This window comes from Paraburkholderia phymatum (assembly GCF_040965635.1).
GTDB classification, from domain to species: domain Bacteria; phylum Pseudomonadota; class Gammaproteobacteria; order Burkholderiales; family Burkholderiaceae; genus Paraburkholderia; species Paraburkholderia phymatum_B.
This window is the reverse complement of record NZ_JBFRCH010000047.1, coordinates 26,477-45,449: the sequence shown is the minus strand read 5'-3', so window position 1 is coordinate 45,449 and position 18,973 is coordinate 26,477. Positions and strand designations below refer to the sequence as shown.

The 18,973-nt window shown below is 62.4% G+C and carries 17 protein-coding genes and 2 pseudogenes; 11 read left to right on the top strand and 8 right to left on the bottom strand.

Annotated elements, in window-relative coordinates; translation table 11 throughout:
- The first annotated feature begins 141 nt into the window (after positions 1 to 141).
- Positions 142 to 2,361 carry a hypothetical protein gene (locus tag AB4Y32_RS36995; RefSeq protein WP_439899888.1) on the top strand — a complete coding sequence of 740 codons (2,220 nt, stop codon included), beginning with the start codon at positions 142 to 144 and terminating at the stop codon, positions 2,359 to 2,361.
- 280 nt (positions 2,362 to 2,641) lie between these two features.
- Here the strand turns inward: AB4Y32_RS36995 and AB4Y32_RS36990 are convergent, their stop codons facing one another.
- Positions 2,642 to 3,079: an SET domain-containing protein gene (locus AB4Y32_RS36990; RefSeq protein ID WP_368726021.1), complete on the bottom strand. Its 438-nt coding sequence runs from the start codon at positions 3,077 to 3,079 to the stop codon at positions 2,642 to 2,644.
- A 290-nt stretch (positions 3,080 to 3,369) separates the two neighbouring features.
- Between AB4Y32_RS36990 and AB4Y32_RS36985 the strand changes: the two genes are divergently transcribed.
- The 3 genes from AB4Y32_RS36985 to AB4Y32_RS40790 all read left to right on the top strand — a co-directional run bounded on the left by AB4Y32_RS36985 (position 3,370) and on the right by AB4Y32_RS40790 (position 4,590).
- A complete protein-coding gene (locus AB4Y32_RS36985) occupies positions 3,370 to 3,648 on the top strand; it encodes an HU family DNA-binding protein (RefSeq protein ID WP_368726020.1) in 279 nt (92 codons plus the stop codon).
- Positions 3,649 to 4,279: 631 nt separating this feature from the next.
- Positions 4,280 to 4,483 carry a DUF7686 domain-containing protein gene (locus AB4Y32_RS36980; protein ID WP_368726019.1) on the top strand — a complete coding sequence of 68 codons (204 nt, stop codon included), beginning with the start codon at positions 4,280 to 4,282 and terminating at the stop codon, positions 4,481 to 4,483.
- Positions 4,390 to 4,590, top strand: coding sequence for a DUF7686 domain-containing protein (locus tag AB4Y32_RS40790; RefSeq protein WP_439899890.1), 201 nt, complete (start codon positions 4,390 to 4,392; stop codon positions 4,588 to 4,590). Before AB4Y32_RS36980 ends, AB4Y32_RS40790 begins: the two co-directional genes overlap by 94 nt.
- A gap of 188 nt (positions 4,591 to 4,778) precedes the next feature.
- Here the strand turns inward: AB4Y32_RS40790 and AB4Y32_RS36975 are convergent, their stop codons facing one another.
- The 5 genes and pseudogenes from AB4Y32_RS36975 to AB4Y32_RS36955 all read right to left on the bottom strand — a co-directional run.
- A complete protein-coding gene (locus tag AB4Y32_RS36975) occupies positions 4,779 to 5,123 on the bottom strand; it encodes an HVO_A0114 family putative DNA-binding protein (protein WP_368726018.1) in 345 nt (114 codons plus the stop codon).
- Positions 5,120 to 5,413: a toxin-antitoxin system TumE family protein gene (locus AB4Y32_RS36970; RefSeq protein WP_368726017.1), complete on the bottom strand. Its 294-nt coding sequence runs from the start codon at positions 5,411 to 5,413 to the stop codon at positions 5,120 to 5,122. The genes AB4Y32_RS36975 and AB4Y32_RS36970 overlap by 4 nt, the downstream gene beginning before the upstream one ends.
- 227 nt (positions 5,414 to 5,640) lie before the next feature.
- Positions 5,641 to 5,775 (bottom strand): hypothetical protein, encoded by a 135-nt coding sequence (locus AB4Y32_RS36965; protein WP_368726016.1) that lies wholly within the window; start codon positions 5,773 to 5,775, stop codon positions 5,641 to 5,643.
- A 104-nt stretch (positions 5,776 to 5,879) separates the two neighbouring features.
- Positions 5,880 to 6,149, bottom strand: coding sequence for a DUF1488 family protein (locus AB4Y32_RS36960; protein WP_368726015.1), 270 nt, complete (start codon positions 6,147 to 6,149; stop codon positions 5,880 to 5,882).
- A 124-nt stretch (positions 6,150 to 6,273) separates the two neighbouring features.
- Positions 6,274 to 7,158: pseudogene (locus tag AB4Y32_RS36955) on the bottom strand (tyrosine-type recombinase/integrase); the annotation flags it as partial.
- A gap of 10 nt (positions 7,159 to 7,168) precedes the next feature.
- Here AB4Y32_RS36955 and AB4Y32_RS36950 point away from each other — a divergent pair.
- The 5 genes and pseudogenes from AB4Y32_RS36950 to AB4Y32_RS36930 all read left to right on the top strand — a co-directional run bounded on the left by AB4Y32_RS36950 (position 7,169) and on the right by AB4Y32_RS36930 (position 12,368).
- A complete protein-coding gene (locus tag AB4Y32_RS36950; RefSeq protein WP_368726024.1) occupies positions 7,169 to 8,200 on the top strand; it encodes a DNA-binding protein in 1,032 nt (343 codons plus the stop codon).
- Positions 8,190 to 8,402, top strand: coding sequence for a hypothetical protein (locus AB4Y32_RS36945; protein ID WP_368726014.1), 213 nt, complete (start codon positions 8,190 to 8,192; stop codon positions 8,400 to 8,402). Before AB4Y32_RS36950 ends, AB4Y32_RS36945 begins: the two co-directional genes overlap by 11 nt.
- An 11-nt stretch (positions 8,403 to 8,413) precedes the next feature.
- Positions 8,414 to 9,328: a hypothetical protein gene (locus AB4Y32_RS36940; protein ID WP_368726013.1), complete on the top strand. Its 915-nt coding sequence runs from the start codon at positions 8,414 to 8,416 to the stop codon at positions 9,326 to 9,328.
- A 142-nt stretch (positions 9,329 to 9,470) separates the two neighbouring features.
- Positions 9,471 to 10,843 (top strand): annotated as a pseudogene (locus tag AB4Y32_RS36935) (alkaline phosphatase family protein).
- Positions 10,844 to 11,321: 478 nt separating this feature from the next.
- Positions 11,322 to 12,368, top strand: a complete 1,047-nt coding sequence (locus AB4Y32_RS36930) for a YhcG family protein (protein ID WP_368726012.1) — start codon at positions 11,322 to 11,324, stop codon at positions 12,366 to 12,368.
- A 92-nt stretch (positions 12,369 to 12,460) separates the two neighbouring features.
- Here AB4Y32_RS36930 and AB4Y32_RS36925 read toward each other — a convergent pair whose 3' ends face one another.
- Entirely contained in the window at positions 12,461 to 13,060 is a 600-nt protein-coding gene (locus AB4Y32_RS36925) for a plasmid pRiA4b ORF-3 family protein (RefSeq protein WP_368726011.1), read from the bottom strand.
- A gap of 524 nt (positions 13,061 to 13,584) precedes the next feature.
- On the opposite strand from AB4Y32_RS36925, the gene AB4Y32_RS36920 reads away from it, so the two are divergent.
- Both AB4Y32_RS36920 and AB4Y32_RS36915 read left to right on the top strand, forming a co-directional pair.
- On the top strand, positions 13,585 to 15,228 hold the full coding sequence (locus AB4Y32_RS36920; RefSeq protein ID WP_368726010.1) for a methyl-accepting chemotaxis protein: 1,644 nt from the start codon (positions 13,585 to 13,587) through the stop codon (positions 15,226 to 15,228).
- Positions 15,229 to 15,468: 240 nt separating this feature from the next.
- Entirely contained in the window at positions 15,469 to 18,063 is a 2,595-nt protein-coding gene (locus AB4Y32_RS36915; RefSeq protein ID WP_368726009.1) for a 2-oxoglutarate dehydrogenase E1 component, read from the top strand.
- A 224-nt stretch (positions 18,064 to 18,287) separates the two neighbouring features.
- Here the strand turns inward: AB4Y32_RS36915 and AB4Y32_RS36910 are convergent, their stop codons facing one another.
- Positions 18,288 to 18,938: a hypothetical protein gene (locus AB4Y32_RS36910; RefSeq protein WP_368726008.1), complete on the bottom strand. Its 651-nt coding sequence runs from the start codon at positions 18,936 to 18,938 to the stop codon at positions 18,288 to 18,290.
- Positions 18,939 to 18,973: the final 35 nt, after the last annotated feature.

Below are 18,973 nucleotides of genomic sequence, written 5' to 3'. Positions count from 1 at the left end.
AAAGCCCGCGCAGAACGCCTGCGGCGCGGTAAAACGAAGCGGAACGACCATCTTCATTGGTTATTCAGAAAGTTTACGCATGCTCAACCGCGCTCAGTCGCGTTTACACGGCTTGATCAGCATTGCCTTAAGGAAAAGTTGATGAACCAACTGAAATTATTCGGCGTAGCCGCAGTGACCGTGCTGGCATCGTTCGGTGGTGCGGAACACGTGCAGGCTCAGACAAAGACGATTACCGTCGCGGGCCAGCAATACACGCTGTGCGGACTGGAAAACGATAACTGCTCGTTCCTCGGAACGGGCGCAGTCGTATTCGGGGTAGTGCCGCCCAATTCGCCATCGGCGATGCTGACGGCGCCGCGTACTTTCAGCAACGGCGTCGGCTGCTATGTCGGCGCGGTCTCGCAGACGGATCCGGCATATGGCTACGACAAGGCGTGCTGGGTGCGTGCAGTCGCGGCCACCCCGGCCCCTGCTCCGACGCCGACGCGCACGCCCACGCCGGCACCGGCACCGACACCGACACCGACACCGACGCCCACCCCGACTCCGACGCCCACGCCCGCTCCGTCGCCGTCCGGCAGCTCGACGCTTTCGTGCGGGACGGCAACGCAACAGGCGGGCGGCACGCCGAACGGCCTGATCACGGCCGACACGCCGACCAGCGACGGCCTGCGCGTATTCCAGAACAACACGCCGTTCAAGCTCGCGATCACGACGAACGCGCCGAACGCGGATACCGTGGTGTGGTCGATCGCCGATTCGAATGGCGCGATCAAGGCGCAGGGTAGTTTCCCGGTGAACGCCGGCGTGCAGACCAACACGATCCCCTGTACGTCGACGTGGTCGGGCTACGGCGCGCTCACGGCCACGCTGCGCGCGAGCGGCGGCACGCTGCCGCACAGCGGCACGCGTCCGACGGGCATTGCGACGTTCGGCGTGCTGCCGAACCTCACGCCCGTACTCGGCACCGTGAACTACGCGCATCAGGACCAGCACCGCTTCGGCATGCAGGGCTTCAACGGCAACATCGCCGCGCTGCACGCACTCGGCATTACGTGGACGATCGACGACCGTCAGCAGTCGACGATGGAGCCCAACGGTCCGAACTCGTACACGCCGAACGTGAGCGACCTCGATCCGTTCTACAAGAACAATCCCGACCAGATGCGCATCGTGCGTCTCGACGGTATCCCCGCATGGAACTCGAAGACGGGTCAGTACACCGACAGCTACTACGCGCCGAAGGATATGACCGCGTTCCAGAACTTCATGGCGAAGGTCGGTACCGATACGAGCCTGATCCGCGCGGCGAACTATCCGAAGCAGCAGAACAACTACTATCAGGTCACGTGGGAGCCGAGCCTCGGCTGGGCCGATAGCGACGCGAACTTTGTCGCGATGTACAAGGCCGCCTATCAGGGCATCCACTCGACCGATCCAAACGCGATCGTGATGGGCACGGGCAATCCGTTCGCCTCCAATTGCGATACGTGTACGACGGGCTATCTGAAGAAGTTCGGCGCGCTCGGCCTGTGGAACTACATCGATGCCGTCTCGACGCACGGCTACTGGAACGCGGGTACGTATCCGGCGCATCCGCCTGAACTGCAGGACTCGGACTCCGATCCGGCGAACCAGGCCAACGCGCTCGACAACCAGATGATCCAGCTGCGCTCGGTGATGCAGGCCGGCAAGCCGAACATGAAGCTGTTCTTCACGGAAGCGGGTACGAGCTATGACCCGGGCATCAACTACGGCCCGACGACGCCGTCGCAGAACCAGCTGTTCGCACATGCTGCCGTTGGCGTGCGCTCGCACATCATCGTGCTGGGCGGCGGCGCGCAGATGACGACGCTGTTCTTCGGCCCCGACTATCCGGGCGAAGTGGGCTACGGTTCGTTCTTCGATCTGAACAACGCGCAGGGTGCATTCGGTGCGTCGAATCTGTCGCCGAAGCCTGAAGCGATGGCCTTCGCAACGATGACCCGCGCGCTCGACGGCACGAACACGCTGGGCCGCGTCAAGGGCACGCCGGGTGGCACGTTCGCGTATGCGTTCCAGCAGCTCGGCGACGGCAAGATCGTGACGGCCGCATGGGCGCACAACAACAGCCAGTGGCCGACGAGCAATGGCACGTACAGCCAGACGTATTCGACGAGCTATTCGCTGCAGGTCGACAATCCGGGTACGTCGGGCAACGTGACGAAGATCGATGGCTATGGCAATACCACGACGGTTCCGTATTCGAACGGTCAGGTGTCGCTGACGCTGACGGAAGTGCCGCAGTACATCGTGTCGAACAACGCAACCGTTGCGAAGAACAATTCGACGGTTCCTGTTGGCTACATGGGGCAGTAATCGCCGGCGTCAACGACATGACGCTGCCACCAAGGTCCGGCGACAGTTCCAGCCTCGTTAAGCCCGGTAACCGCCGGGTTTTTCGTCTGTGCCGATTGACCGAAGGAAAGGCGGTCATTTGGCGTGCCAGAGCCGTGTCTGGGGCCTATGCAGGAGGCCTCGGACGAACGCCATTCGAGTTTTTGCGGACGCAACGACGAATTCCAGGGCACAACCGCCACTCACCTGATTGAGCGAGCCGGGTCTTAACCTGATGGAATGGAGCGAAACAAGCCTGTTGCTACGCGTCACTCACCATTGACCGACGACAGTTTGAAGCACCGCAGTGGCATGCATAGTGAGTCCGGATTTCTTCAGTGATCTTGCCGTCGACCGCGAGGCCGTAATCAATGAACAGCTCGTCGCCGGGCTGAATGGTGGTGATGGCATGGATGAAGACGCGATCGCCCGTCTCGATTGCCTCGCAGTTGGGTGTGCACGCATGGTTCAGAAAGCGGGCACTGTTCCCGCCGCAGCTGCCATCGATCACACGACCATCAGACAAACCAAACACGAAGGTGTGTCCGGCCTCGGATCGCTGACGTGCAGCGGCGCGTCGCCAGCTGGTCACTTCACCCTTGTACTCGATGAGCCGCTCGCCAGCGGCGATGGGCTGCAGCGCAAAGAGTCCCTTGCCGTGCACTGTGGAACGTCGTGCCGCGATGCGTCGCAGTCGCATTGTGTCGTTTCCCTTCCGTAACGTCTGTCGGTTGTCGTATTCCAGTGTGCGAAGCATAGCGCTGCGTTGGTGGGTATTCAACGAATCGCGCTGTATTGGTCGCGACCGTCAGTGACACATCGATACCACCCAGCTTTACCAAAACCGGCCGGTAACGGGAAGGGGCGAGTTCGTGAGGAAAGCGCTCGACCGACTTTGCTTAAGCCTCACGGGTTGCCTGGTACCGTACATGTGGTACGGTAGCGTCCCATCCGCGATGCGCGGGCGCGTTCTTCAAACGGAGCTTATACATGAACAAACAGGAACTCATCGATGCGGTCGCGGCCAGCACCGGGGAAAGCAAGGCCAGCACGGGCGCAGCTATTGACGCCATCGTCGAGGCCATTACTGCGGCCGTGACGCGCGGCGAGAGCGTCCAACTGGTCGGCTTCGGTTCGTTTTCGACGGGCGCCCGCGCCGAGCGCGCCGGCCGCAATCCGTCGACGGGCGAGACCATCACGATTCCCGCCGCGAAGACCGTGAAGTTCACGGCCGGCAAGGCGTTCAAGGACGTCGTGAATGCGGCCTGAGCGGGCTGTACACTGGGCGCACAACTGCCATCGGATCTTCGAAGCAACGTGATACTTGCAGGACTGGTTGACAACGCAACCTGAGCGGGGATCCGCTTCCTATGTGTTTTTCGACGCGTCCGATTGTTGTACGGCAGCCTGTTCGGTATCGTTCAGAGTTCCGGAAGTTCGTGGTTTTCCTCGACTTCCGGTGCGTGTTGAGGCCCACCGTCCAGACCGGACGATGGGCTTTTTTTTTCTAATGTGACCGGCGGAAGAGGCGACGGGTTGCTGCGTGGCGGGTAATCCAGGTGCCGAATGTCGGCAGATCCGGCGTTCATGGACGACGTTGCCGGGCTGCAGACCTGTCGTGGATGTCACAGACGGCGCTGCCCGCCTCCGCCAGATTCGGCGTTGGGTCGGTCCGCAGCGCTTCTCTTGTATCTGCCAAGAGCTGCAAGACATCGAATTTTAGTAAAATCAGGCTTATATTTTATGTAGTATTCCTTTTCATATGCTAAAAAAAGCCAGCTCGTAATCGAGCTGGTTGTTTGCTTGCCAGCCTGGGGCAGGGCCCAGCGAGTGGACAACATCGCACGAGATGGCGCATCTTGCCGAGCTTCACGCCTTCGAACATCCGGAGTTTATGCCCGTGCGTCTGGCCGATGCGGATGGTGTCGTACACGAGTTGCATTTTCGCAGTCTGCTGTTCGGCGACCAGCTTTCACTGGAGGCGTTCGAACTGGCTTCCGGGGAAGAAGACTGCGCGGGTTCCGTTTTCAGCTTCTCGGTGATCCACAGTCGGATCCGTTCGAGCTACTGGGAAATCTGGTGCAGAAGGTCAAACGTGCTCTGACGGTCAGGCACCTGGTCGAGCATGCCGGCAATCTCGAGGTAGCCGGAACGATGGTCCGTGGGCGAATTGAGTGGACAGCGGCGAGAGCGGCCGCCTGCCGTGTGTGATCATCAATGGCAGGCGCGTCGACTGCACCGATTTTGGGGCGATGTTAATGGCCTTCGAGGGGTGGCAGTTCCGGATTGAACTGGTGGATCCGAGCGACGAGGCATGGGGCATACATGCCACTAAACGACCCCATCGCTCCGGAGCCAACGATGAGAATCAGGCGCATCAGCGGCCGTGTGCGATTCGGTCACAAGGAAACCTCGGCGGTCACCGCGTCCCACGGCGCGGTCAGACGGCCTTCTTCGCGCACAATAAGGCCAGCGTTCTCGAGCATCACCACGTCCTCGTAGACACGCTTGTAGTCCCGATCCAGCGCAGTTGCCAACGCCTTCACGCTCTCTGCGCCTTCGCGATGTAGGTGACGAAGCATCTCAAGGCGCTTCGGCGACAGTGCAGCCAGCATCTCCTCGAGCGACAGAAACGTCACGTGCCGCTCTTCGAAATCCTCGCCCGCCTGCGCACGGTTGAACGCCGCCGCGAATCGACGACCCATATCCCGCGCGCCACCAACATGCACGTTCATTTTGCTCATGATTCACCTCGCTCACGTTCTACATCATCCAGAAAATCAGCCACCATCTGCTCAGGCGTCGAAAATTTGTACGGCTCTTCCCGATCCCGGTAGTGCCGGTGGTCGCCTTTGCCTCGCTCGTTGTCGTAGCCGATGATTCGCTGACCAGCCCGACCATAAAACAGGCTGTACTTGAGACCGTGCGGTCGTTCGCCGTCGCTCTCCGGTAATCGCCAGATGCGCATTTCGAGAATGGCTCCATCCGGGTAGATGGTCCGGTCCTCGAACAGGAGTGTGGCTTTTTTCTTCATATGGCGCAAGATGCCATACAGACGCTATGGCGTCAAGCGCCATAAGGGACGACGCACACGGGCGGCGCACATGCGGGTGGATCTCGCACACGACGGGCGGCCGGTAGTCGGGACGCCATCCATCCGTGAAGAGTGGCATCAGCACTTTCCCCTCGTCAGACCGGATGTGTGTCGAGCACATCGCGCGCGAGGCCGGCCGCCATGCGGGCGATCACAACGCGCTCGTGTCAGTCACACCGCGCGCCATTGGCCTGCATCCAGACGCAGGCCAGCGCGACCAGGTAACCGGCGTTGAGCCGTTCGCGCCATGGAAACGGGTTCGCCGACAACGAGATAGCCGAGCATCCCTGCACGCGCTTCATCGTCGAAATTCGAGGGAATTAAACGATGGCACCGCGGCATGTGGCCTTTCCGCGTCTCTGAAAACCGTGATCGTGCGAATGGGCCGGGGCGTCGATGGACGTCGTCACGGACGCGCAAAATCCTCCGCCGTCAATTCGAGACGCACAGTGGGATGGGCGAGCAGTTTGCGCCTCGCAATCGCGCGGATGCGGCAGTACCCATCCCGGAAGGTCTTCAGGATGCGGGCGTCGCTGGCCCGGGGTTCGAGCCAGAAATACGTTTCGAGTGCCGCAAGCGTGATCACGCAGTCGACCGTGATGTTCTGATGCACGAGACCAAAGGCGACGCTACGACGGTTTGCAAGCACCTGCGGTTCAAGGTCCAGGGTTTCCATGACGGTAAAAGGAAAACGCGTCTGCGTTAGAACGAGTCATCTGGATTCTTGCATAGCTGATGCAGTCTGGGTATCGGGCAGCTAGTTTAACTGACGGGATTTCAGCCCGGGGCCGTCACCGGTCTCACCACTCGATTCGATGTTTCTCGTCGGTCTCCTGATGCCGGCGATCATCGTCGGCGTGCAGATACAGGCTGGTGCTGCCGAGCGACGCATGCCCAAGGTTGTCACGCACGAGCCGCAAGTCGACCTGCCGGTCGGCCATGTGCGACCCGGCGCTGTGTCGCAGCCAGTGCGCCGAGGCCTGTTCGAGCAGCGCGGCGCGTGCTTCGAATTCTGCGCCGCGCTCGCGCAGCTGGCGGGCGGCGCCCGCGAAGACGTCCTTGACGATCGTATGCAGCGCAGCCCGCGTAAGGGGCAGGGGTCGGTGTGACGGCTTCGCATCCGGGTCCCGGGACGTTTCCGAAGTCGATCCTATCGACAGTACAAGAGGCGTGGCCTCATGCGGGGAGGGCAGCGCGGTCATCCCCAGCGACTGCCGGTACCGCGCGAGCTCCGTCATGAGTTCACGCGTCGCGGGCACGAGCCGTTCCCTGTCCCCCTTGCCGTGCACGGTCAGCCACCAGCGCATCGTGCCACCGGCGTCGCGCCGCACGAAGAACTGGCCCATCGTGTTGCTGCGGGCCTTGGCGATGCGCAGGCCGCCCAGATACAGCAGCGTGAACAGCCACCGCACACGGTGATAGTGGGCACGCGCCCGGGCGGTGTCCTGCGGCATCGATGCAATGAAGTCCTTCACCGCCTGCCACAGGCCCGGCTCGAGATAGCGGGTGATGCGCGGCGCGGCCCTGCGGGCGCGCTGGCGGGACAGCGCGAGCGGGTTGCCGGCGAGGTAGCCGGCCTGCACCAGCCACGAGAACAGCGCGTTGAGGATCACCATCGCCTGGCGCGCGCTGACCGGGGAGAGCGGCCCGTAGAACGGGCGCCAGCGCGCATCGCCGCGCGGATGCGCGGCCGAAATCGACCGCCTCAAGGTTGACTTCTCGAAGACCCGCGAGCTGTACCGCGAGGTCTCTCCGCTGCTGTTCTTCCGCTTCGGTCAGACCCCCACCGCGAACCGCCTGTACCAGCTGGTGAAGCGCGGCAGCATGGGCACCCCCGCTGCGGTGCTCGGCGAATTCTGGACGGAGCTGCGCGAGAAGAGCCGCGTGCGCATCGAGCACCCGGACCTGCCCACCGATCTGCGTGACGCGGCAGGGGAGCTGGTCGCGACGCTGTGGACACGGGCCACGGCCTCGGCGCAGGCGGAACTCGACGCGCTGCGCGCGGAAGTGGAGGGCGAGCGCACGGCCGCGGCGCAGCGCGTCGCGGCGGCACGCGCCGAGCTCGAACGCACCGAAACCGCGCTCGAGCAGCGTACCGCAGCGCTGCTGGCCGCGCAGGTCGAGGTCCGCGAACTCGAAAAGGCGCAGGCCGAGGGGCAGGCGGCGCGGCAGGCGCTGGAGGCGGAGGTCACGCGCCTGAAAGCCGAGGCGGCGGCGCGCGACCGTGAGCTGGAGAAAGTGCGGGAGGGGTTTTCGCGGGATCTGGAGAAACTGCGCGAGGCGGCTGAACGGGCCGAGGAGCGCCTGCGCGCCTCCGAAAAACACGCACTGCTCGAGATCGACCGGGAACGGAGCGCGGCCGCGAAGCTGCAGAAGGAGCTTGATGACGCGAACCGGCGCGCCGACCGGCGCGACGCGGAGCATCGCCGCGCCATCGAGACGCTGCAGGCGCAGCTCGGTGATGCGCGCCATCAGGCGGGCGTGCTGCAGGGGCGCCTGGATGCCGAGCAGGCGACGAACGTGACGCTGCAGCAGCTGGCCACCCTGCGCGAGGCGGACGTGCGGGGGGCTGGGCCGGCCCGGCCGGGCCGTGCCAAGGGCGCGCCTGCCGGTACCACCAAGGTACGCCCCGTCGCGACCCGCCCGTCGCGTGCGGCGCGCGCCGCGTCCGCGCCCGCCAGCAAGACCGCGGTGCGCCGCAAGCGGGGGAAGACGGATGGAAAGTAGCACCCGGCCACGGAAGAGAAAGAAGGCTCCGGTCTGTCCGCCGATCGGTGCACTGATGCGCTACGGCGAGCGGACCGTGCGCGTGATCGCCGAGGCGAGCGGCCAGCGCGTGATCATCGAGTCGGTCGACGAGGAGGGGCGTACCTTCCGCAGCGTGGTGAAGTGGTCTAATCTGGTCGCTCCTGAAGAGCAGCTTTTCTGAGGGCGATCACGATGCAGCCGACCACGCAGCAGCTCGATATCTTTGCCGACAGCCGTGATGTGATGTTGCGCAACGACGTGCTGGAAGCACTGCAGCGCCGTGAGGCGGCGGCCGCGCGCACGGCCCTGGAACGGCTCGCCGGCGAATACCCGGACGACGGTGCGTTGCCTGCGCTGACCGTGCTGGTTGGCGAACTCGAACACGCATCGACGGCACCCTTTGCCGATCACGCTTCACTGGCCGTGGCCCGCCGTCATCTGGAGGGCGAGGTGGTGCCCGCAGCGAGGCGGGTGCTGCCTGCGCAGACGGTTCAGTCCTGGCTTGCCCCGAGCTGGCGGGCGCTCGCCCGGCGGGCCGCGTCACTGCCGTTTCGCGGCGCCGATGCGGCCGATCATGCCGGGAGCCATGCCGCGCCGCTGTGTCTGCTGGCGGGAGACGCAGCGGCCGCGTGTACTGCCGTCGAGAGCATCGAATCATGGTGGCGCATCCCAGCACCGCTTGCGTGGATGACCGAGGCGCGCTACCGGACGAACGGGCCGGATGCCGCATGGCCCCTGCTCGCAGAGCTGGCGTGGCTGGCGCCCGCACGGTTCCCGATGTTGCTGCGCGTGCTGGGTGACGCGTCGCTGGACGCGCTCCGCCGGCGGTTCGATGCCGAGTTTCCCGGCATCGGCGAGACGGGAGACTATGCCTGGTTCCCAGCGTGGCTGGTATTGGCGAAGCCTGCGCTGGCGGGCCGGCTGGGTGAGGCGCGGGTGCAGCGTGACCAGGCGGCGTCGCGTGCGACAGCCCTGCTGGGCGAAATCCTGCGTCGGGAGCACGAAGGCGACCAGCACGAACTGGTCAGCCTGCGCCAGGAGTTCAGTCGCCTGCATCCAGCTCTGTTCGACACTTATATGGCAACGCGCAAGGTGCAGCACCGCTAACCCGCGAGCTGCCCGGACGCGACCATTTCCTCACGCACGAACGTGGTCGGACGAGCAAAGATGCAGTGCGCATCGAAATTGGCGACAAGCGATGCGGAAATGGCCGTGAGATGAGACGACATCCCCTTCGAAGGAGCGGCACATGCCAGCGCTCGATAATATCGATACCTTTGTAGTGTTGATGCTGGAGAACAGGTCATTCGATCATATGCTCGGTTACCTGAGCCTGACGGGAGGTAACGTCAACGGTCTCTCGTCCGATCCGGCATGGCTGAATAACTTTACGAATGTGAACGCGGGGCAGTCTTATCCCGTTCACCGTCTCGGCGCCGACGTCGCTTCAATTCCCGATCCCCCACACGACCGCACGCCTATCGCAACCCAGATCAATACGCCTTGCACGCCGGGTGGCTGTCCCGAGCTCGGTGGGTTCGTGCAAAGTTATGCGAGTCGCGCCACGCCTGCACATGATCTTGCGCACGTGATGGGGTACTACGACGCTGCCTCACTGCCGACTTTTGACTTCCTGGCGCGACATTACACGGTTTGTGATAACTGGTTTGCGCCTCTCCCTTCTGGTACGCAGGCGAACCGGCTGATGGCAATGGCAGGAGAGAGCGCCATCAGTGACAACGTGCAAGGACTCAATTTCATCCCCGATCAGCCGCTTGTTTACGACTGGTTGCGCGAGCGCGGCATTCCCTGGTGCGTTTATCAGTCGGGCAGCTTCTTTCCGTTTTTCAGTCTGATGAAGAAATGGCTGCCGGAAATCATCACGTCGCTCGCCCTGCCGCATGATGATGTCGGCGGCAGTTTCCGTCGCTATACCCGGTTCACCGCCGACTGGCAGAGCGACGCAATCATGCCCAAGGTGATATTCATCGAGCCGGAGTACACGGACGGTCCGCACTTCAACGCCAACGACGACCATTGCCCGACAGGCATCGCGGCGGGGCAGGCCTTTGTCGCGGATGTTTACCGGACCCTGACGTCCAATCCGGATCGCTGGAAGAACACGCTCCTGATCGTGACGTACGACGAGCACGGAGGGTTTTTGACCATGTTTCACCGCTCCCCATTGCGGCCAATGTCGCGGGATTCCCGTTTGAAACGACGGGACTGCGCGTGCCCGCCTTGCTTGTCTCGCCCTACGTGACTCCGGGCGGTGTCTTCTCGGGGAAGCTCGACCATACGGCCATTTTGCAGCTTCTCGCGGAAAAGCTTGATCCGGGCAGGACGTATTCACCCGCCGTCTCGGCGCGCAACAGTCACCTTGACAGGCTGAGCAGTGCGCTGAATGTCGCTGCAGTCGCTGAAGCTGCGCCCGTCCTCGCCGGCGGTACCAGCGCGACGTTCAATGCATCCTTCAATGGTCCTTTGAAGGCAGGGCAGTCCGAATCAAACCAGGGGTTTCATGCGGTGGCACTGCAGGTCGCTCGAGATCATCCACACCTTTTGACGTCACCACAGTGGGCTGATCTGGCGCAGTATGTCGCCACCTATGGGAAGCATTGAACGCGTCGGAAGCCAATCTGTAGTGGGGAAATCGTGCGGATCGTGCAAAAAACGGCGCTTTTGTCGAAAACGCGATTACCTATCAACGGGTTGCAGAATTCTCGTTGAGCCGAACACTGGGCCATCACGGAGCCTTGCTGCGAGCGCCGCTACGGGCAGCAACCGCCAGATCTTGCACGATTACCCCGCGTCCAGCGTGACCAGGCGGCCTCGCGCGCGACAACCCTGCCGGGGAAGATCCTGGCACGAAGGTGACCAGCACGAACTGGTCGGCCTGCGTCAGGACTCAGCCGCCTGCATGCCGGCCTGTTCGACGCGTACATGGCGACGCGGCAGGTCCTGCACCGACAAGGGTTGCGAAGCAGGCGTGCATGGAAGCCGGATTGATCGGGGCTGAAGCCGTCGCGGCAACCGGTTGTCCGGGACGAACCATCCCCGGATAATGTCCGGACTGAACTGATGCGCCGCCTTGAACTGCATGACCGACCAATTGACCACGGACGCCTTGGGCGACGATTACCGGAACTGGCTCGCCGAGCTCAAGCAGCGGGTCGAGCAGGCCCGGCAGCGTGCGGCCATGAGTGTCAACCGCGAACTCGTGACCCTCTACTGGCAGATCGGCCGGGACATCCTGGAGCGGCAGCAGCGGCAGGGATGGGGCGCCCGGGTGGTTGACCAGCTCGCGCGCGATCTGAAGGCGGCGTTTCCGGACATGCGCGGGTTTTCGCCGCGCAACCTCAAGTACATGCGCGCGCTCGCCCAAGCATGGCCCGAGCCGGAATTTGTGCAACAACCTGTTGCACAATTGCCGTGGTCCCACGTGGTGACGCTGCTGGACAAGCTTGACGATCGCGATCAGCGCCATTGGTATGCGCACAAGTCGCTTGAGCACGGCTGGTCACGAAGCGTGCTCTCGATGCAGATCGAGACGGGCGCACACATCCGGACCGGCAACGCCGTCACGAACTTTGAGGAACGACTGCCTCCGCCACAATCCGATCTCGCCCGCGAAGCGCTCAAGGATCCCTACATCTTTGACTTTCTCAACCTGACGGAGAACGCACAGGAGCGTGACATCGAGCAGGCGCTGACGCAGCACATTACCCGGTTCCTGCTGGAGCTTGGCGCCGGCTTCGCGTTTGTGGGGCGTCAATACCGGCTGGACGTGGGTGGAGATGAATTCTTCATTGATCTGCTTTTCTATCACCTGAAGTTGCGCTGCTACGTCGTCGTCGAACTCAAGACCACACCGTTCCGGCCGGAATACGCCGGCCAGCTCAACTTCTACCTGTCCGCTATCGATGCACAGGTGAAGGCACCGGAAGATCAGCCGACCATTGGCCTGCTGCTATGCAAGGAAAAGAACCGCCTGGTCGCCGAGTATGCGCTGCGGGGTGTCGCAAAGCCGATGGGCGTTGCCGAGTACCAGTTGCTGCGTGAGGTACCGCCTTCGCTGGAAACAAAACTGCCGTCCATTCGCGAGATCGAGGCGGAACTGCGCCCCGACCTGCAAGACGACTCGTGACGCTTTTCTTCGCGCGTGCGCCCACATGGAATCGTAAGCGCCAGTTAAGCACACCGGATCGCCAAGCGTAGCGCTCGGGCATTGAACGTTGGCTATTTTTTGCCCCAGTTGTTCCACGCCATCCTCAGGAGGGCAGCGTTGGACGCGCGTCGGTCAAACAGTTCGGGATCGAAGTCGTCGCCTGCCCATGTCCTGTACTCCTCGGCCTCGTCGCTCCCCGGTTGCTGGCTCAGAACACGCAACATCTCTTCATATCCACGCGTACCGCCAACATCCTCCGGTGGGCATGCTCGTTGTCCAGCGAGAATCCATGCTTCGCTGTGAGGTTCCCGGTCGGTCCGCGCGACTTCTTCGACGTGGACGTCGTGATGCCAATCATCACCGAAGTCATATCGATAGAGGAAACGATGTCCTTGATAGATGAGTCCGTGTAGTCGTGCCTTGCGGTCATCCAGCATTTCAGGATCTTCAGCGAACAAATCGAGCATGTTGTCGTTGTCGCCCATCGCGTAAGTCCGCTCGGCTATCTCGAAGTCGTGCAGATGGGAGTCGGTCCACCCGAAGGCCGCTTGCAGGATGTGATGCAGCTTGCGCAAGGTGATATTGCCGTCGACCTGGATTCGTCGCCATACGGGAGGTTCGATATCACGGATCTGCGCGTGAAGCGTGTAGATGGTGTAGGACTTGGCCATGGATTTGAGCGGAGCATTGCATTTGACCCAGACGGACTCGCATTATCGCCCGTACTGCGAGCCTGCGTGCCCAATGATATGCAAACGGCTTTCGAGACGCCGCCAGTTTGTGAATTGCCAAAACGCATACGGACCTTGTTTGTACGGGGAGAGGTCGGCACCGCGCACACGACTGATTGATGCGCGATGCATGAGGCCACGCCGGCTCGCCTGCGCGCGTCGTGTTCGTGCCATTCCAATAATTGGTGTCGTCGATGATCTGAATAAACGGATGACGAGCCGATCCTTAATTCTTCGTACGAATAGCCGTTAACTCCGTCTGAAGCCTTCCAGACGGACGGGAAACACTGGCGACAGGGCCTCGAAGGCACGTCGCCCGGCATCGCAAGGCTTTGCGCCGCCTGAGCGGCAAATCCGTTGCTGAAGCGCCGGCCGCCTCGCAATGTGTCCATGCCGATCGCCTGCATCCCGTCAGATCGTCGTATCAGCGTGTGAAGCACTGTCGATAGAGGAGTTACGAAGTAATGTGGATTGCAAACCTGAGAATCGGAGCCCGTCTCAGCGCGGCGTTCGGGCTCGTCGTGGCGCTGCTGATAGGAACGGCCGTTGTCGGAATCGGGCACCTCGCGTCGAGCAACGCAAGAATGGACAGCATCGTCAGTGAGCGCTATGCGCTGATTGCCCTGAGCAACCAGATCAAGAACAACGGCTACAAGGCCAATGGCATTCTGAGCAACCTGCTGCTCGTCTCCACCGAAGAGCAGGCGAAGAAATACATGAACGAGTATGCCGTCATCAGGAAAACCAACGCGGACGCGTACGCCCGGCTCGAAAAGCTGCTGCGAAGCGACGACGCCAGGGCGCTCTTCAAGGAACAGTTCCAGGCGCGCACCACGTACGGTGGCAGTGTCCGCAAGTTCTTCGACCTGGTGAAAGAGAACCGGCAGCAGGAAGCACGCGACCTGTATCTCGGCGACCTCGCACGTCAGCAGGACGAGTACTACCTGCTGGTCGACAAGATGGTCGACTATCAGGCGTCCCAGATGCAAAGGGACGTCGCGCGGGCGGCCGACGAAGGGGACAACGCGCGGATGCAGATGATCCTGCTATCCATCGGCGCGATATTGGCTGCGATGGTAACGGGCTTCGTCATCACGCGAGGCATCACGCGGCCAATCAACCGTGCTGTCAGCCTTGCTGAAGCCGTGGCGCAAGGCGACCTGACACAGCGTCTCGAAGCGGACTCGAAGGATGAGGTCGGCAGGCTGCTGGACGCATTGAAGCACATGATCGAAAACCTGCATGGCATCGTGGTGCGCGTGCGCAGGGGAACCGAGACGATCACCCAGGCATCGCGAGAAGTCGCAAGCGGGAACCTGGATCTGTCGAGTCGCACGGAGCAGCAGGCGAGCGCGCTCGAACAAACCGCGGCGGCGATGGAGCAGCTGACGTCCACCGTCAAACAGAACGCGGACAACGCACTCGAAGCCAACCGGGTTGCATCGAATGCGTCCGTCGTCGCCGCAAGGGGTGGAGAGGCGGTCAACCGCGTGGTGGATACGATGAGCGCCATCAACGATTCGTCGCGCAGGATCGTCGACATCATCGGCGTGATCGAGGGCATCGCGTTTCAGACCAACATCCTCGCGCTGAATGCCGCGGTTGAGGCCGCGCGCGCGGGCGAGCACGGCCGGGGATTCGCGGTAGTGGCCTCGGAAGTGCGCAGCCTCGCGCAGCGCAGCGCGGTGGCCGCAAAGGAAATCAAAACGCTCATCGACGACTCCGTCGGCCATGTCGACAACGGCAGCAGGATCGTCGATGAAGCCGGACAGATCATTCGCGAAGTGGTGCGCAGCATCTCGCAGGTGACGGCGATCGTCGGCGAAATGAGTACGTCCAGTCAGGAGCAGAGCGACGGCATCGAGCAGATCAACCGCGCGGTCACGCAGATGGATCAGGTCACGCAGGAAAACGCCGCACTGGTGGAAGAAAGCGCTGCGGCGGCGCAGGCCCTGCGCGACCAGGCCGCACAGCTCACCGATATGGTTGCGGAGTTCGCGCTGGACGAGGCAGCGGCTCGCGATGTGCGTTTGCAATCCGCCTTATCGCGCGCAAGCGATTCGCGACTTTTAAACGACGCTGCGCCGCCGCCGCTGTCTGGCATCTGAACGCTGTTGTCGCTGACAAAAAAGCATAAAGGACGGAGACACGAGCCGTTGGCCAAGCCGGCTCGATGAAAGAAGCGATGGAACGCGACTGCGGATGTGCAACTCGCGTTCCGGGCCGACTCGCCGCCTGTCGACGGCGCCCGTCCTGCTGTAGAAGTCTGCACCTGTTCGGGCCGGGAGCTATCGAGGAATGGAGAGCGAGATCCGATTAACGGTTTCTCTCGATATATCCACATAACAATGTCCAACGATTATTCCGAGCAGATCAACGTCCAGCAGCCTTCTTCCAATATCTCTACGCAGCCGGCTGCCGTCGCCGCGCCGACTGTCCTGTCGTTGCAGATCGAGCGCTTTATCGATGCGCATCGCCACGACGGCTATCGCCTCGCGTGCCTCGACCCGCTCGAGCTCGCGCCGCGCGTCGCCATGCCCGAGCTTTCGCCGCAATATTACGGGCTTGATCCTTCCCAGATGCGTCCGGCCGATCAGGCGGGCCTTCCCTTTGCGCTCACTGTGGCCGAACTGGAGCAGCAACTCAAGCGGGTCTACTGCGGCGCACTCGGGCTTGATTGCAGCGGCATGCGCAGCGAGTCGCGCCGGCGCTGGCTCTTCAATCGCATGGAGTCGGAGCTGGTCTGCCCTCAGCCGACGCCGCAAGAACGCGATGCGCTACTGTGCCGACTGCTGGCAGCAGAGATGTGGGAACGCCTTGTCGCATCCCGGCACGAACACGCGAAGCGCTTCTCTCTGGAAGGCTGCGAAAGTCTCGTGCCGCTGCTAGATGCGTTGATCGACAGCTCGGCCATCGACGGCGTGCAGCAGATCATTCTGGGCATGCCCCATCGCGGACGTCTCAACGCGCTGGTCAACGTGATGGACTTCCCCGCCGGGAAGATGCTGGCCTGTCTCGATCACGAATCCGATGTGGCCGCTGTGCAGACCGATCTGCCTTATCACCTGGGCGGCACCGCGTGCAAGAGGACTGCCCATGGTGACGTTGCGTTGTTTCTGGCGCATAACCCGTCGCATCTGCAGAGCGTGTTTCCCGTCGTCAGCGGCATGGCGCGCGCGTGGCAGGACGCGCACCCCGATGCGACCTGCGTGCCGATCGTCGTTCACGGCGACGCCGCATTCGCCGGCCAGGGCATCGTGATGGAGACACTGAGCCTCACGCGCAAGAGCGGCTATACGCTGGGCGGCACCATTCATGTGATCGTCAACAACCAGATCGGCTTCACGACGCCCAATCCGATGGAAGTGCGCGACCACACGTATTGCACCGACATCGCACGCATGATTGATGCGCCCGTCATTCATGTCAACGCCGACCATCCGGACGATGTCGTTCGCGCGGCGCGCATCGCGTTCGACTACCGGATGAAACACGAAGCCGACGTTGTCATCGATCTGATCGGCTATCGTCGCCTCGGTCATTCGGAGCATGACGTGCCCGCCATCACGCAGCCGCGCGCGCAGACAGCCATCGCGGCCCACCCCACGGTGACGGAGCGCTATCACGCGGCGATCGGCGCCGCCGCGCGACTCGCGGATATGCGTGCCGACGCGCTGCATGCGTTGCAGACCCAAGCGGTCGAAACGAATCTGCGCGCGCCAGTGGCGCGCGAAATGCCCGCAACGACACCGTTCAAGCCGGTTTCACTCGAACGGGTCCGCTTGCTGACGTCGGCGGCGACGCGCGTGCCGGACGGCTTCCGTCTGCATGAACTGGTCAGCAGGCGCATTGCAAAGTGGCACGAGACAACTGCCAGTGCAAGCCATGTTGCCGACTGGTGTTTCGCCGAAAACATCGCCTACGCGTCGTTGCTGGAAGAGGGGATCGGTATTCGTCTTTCGGGCATGGACGTGGGTCGCGGCACGTTCATGCACCGGCATGCCGTCTGGCACGCACAGGAAGCGCACCCGGCTGCCGGCAACCTGCATGTTCCGCTCGAACATATCGCCGCGGATCAGGGTATGTTCGACATCGTCAATTCGCCTCTCATGGAAGAAGCCGCGCTCGGCTTCGAATATGGCTACAGCGTGCAGGCGAACAGGCGGCTGACGATCTGGGAGGCGCAGTTCGGCGATTTCGTGAACGGCGCGCAAGTGATCATCGACCAGTACATTGCGCCCGGTGAATACAAGTGGGGCTATCAGTCCGCATTGACTGTTCTGTTGCCGCACGGGCACGAAGGCGTGGGTCCGGAGCATTCGAACGGTTATCTCGGACGCTTCCTGCAACTTTGCTCCGACGACAATCTGCGCGTCGCGATTCCTTCCACGTCGTCGCAATGGTTCCACCTGTTGCGCGAGCAGGCGATGGCGGCTCGTCCGAAGCCGCTCGTCGTCATGACGCCGAAGACGCAGCTTTATGGCGAGGTAGCTTCGCATTCGCCGTTGGAGATGTTCATCGACGGATCGTTTCAGCCTGTTCTGCCGGATCCGGGCATCGTGGACCGGCGTGCCGTGACCCGCGTCGTACTCTGTAGCGGCAAGCTGTTTTACGAACTGCAGCGCTCGCGCCACCAATCGGGCGATGCATCGATAGCGCTGGTCCGGGTCGAACAGCTGTATCCGTTTCCGCATGACGCCCTGGAGGCTGTGCTTCGCGGGTTCGAGAACCTCACGGAAGTCGTATGGGCGCAGGAGGAGGACAGGAACCAGGGCGCGTGGCGGTTTGTGCGCGAGGAGGTCGAGCGCGTGCTGCCCACGGGGTGTCGCCTGCGCGACGTGTGCCGGACATCGACCGCTTCAGGTGCGCATGCTTCGATCAGAGCGCATCGACATGAGCAGGGCCGTCTGGTGTCAGCGACCCTGTCCCGCGAGGCGTGCTGAAAGCAGCCGCGAAGCCTCAAGATCAGGTCGCGTCGCGGGTGGTGGCGATTGGACGGAAATTCGCCACCACGCTCTTATGGCGTCCGCGAACATGGACGAGGCGACTACTCGCGTGTTATACGGATCCCCAAAGCCTTGCTCTACGCCGTGCTTGACGAGGCAAGTCGCAGCCAGCTCACCTTTCGCTACCGTGTAAAAGTACGGCGCCGTTAAGATAGGGTTGTTTATCTGTCCGGCGCGATGGATCTGCTTGCTCTTTCCTTTCGCTCCGCAAATCTGGCCGGCTTTCGCTCGCGCGATACCGAGGCCGGCACCCGCCGTCGTGCTGACACCTTAGACACTTGAGCGAGACGCGCAGTTCGGGGTTGCTCAGGATGACTCGCGAACTGAGCGAGCCCTTGCGGAAGCCTGTCTCGGCCGACCGGCAAGCCAATCGCTGAAAGAGAGTATCGGGCGTGCGAGAAGCCGCTTTCGGGGTAGCGCTCGAAAATGCGGTTAATCTCCGCGACGAGCGGACGGACACGCTCCGGCACCGGCGCGTCAGGCCCCAACGTCGTCAAGGCGGTCTGTCCAAACTTGACAGGTCCGGCCTTTATCATGGCACACAGTGCGGAATTCGCACTGCCGCGCCCAAACAGTTCATTGCCATATGCACGAATCATGGCGCGCACAATTGCTTCGGCTGCGGGCGTAAGCGGCGGCATGGCCTCAATGAGGCGCAGTTGCGATGAACAGTCGTCCGGCGCGGTGAAGCGTCCGATATCGTCGATATCGGATTCCAGACGCTGCGCCGGCAGGTCAGCGCAAAAGAGCAGGAGCCGGATGCTTTCATAGAGCGCGTCTTCGGCGGGATCTGTGACTGCAGTGTCCGTCATTTTTTCCTCGCGGTGACTTGAGCCCAAACGGCTCG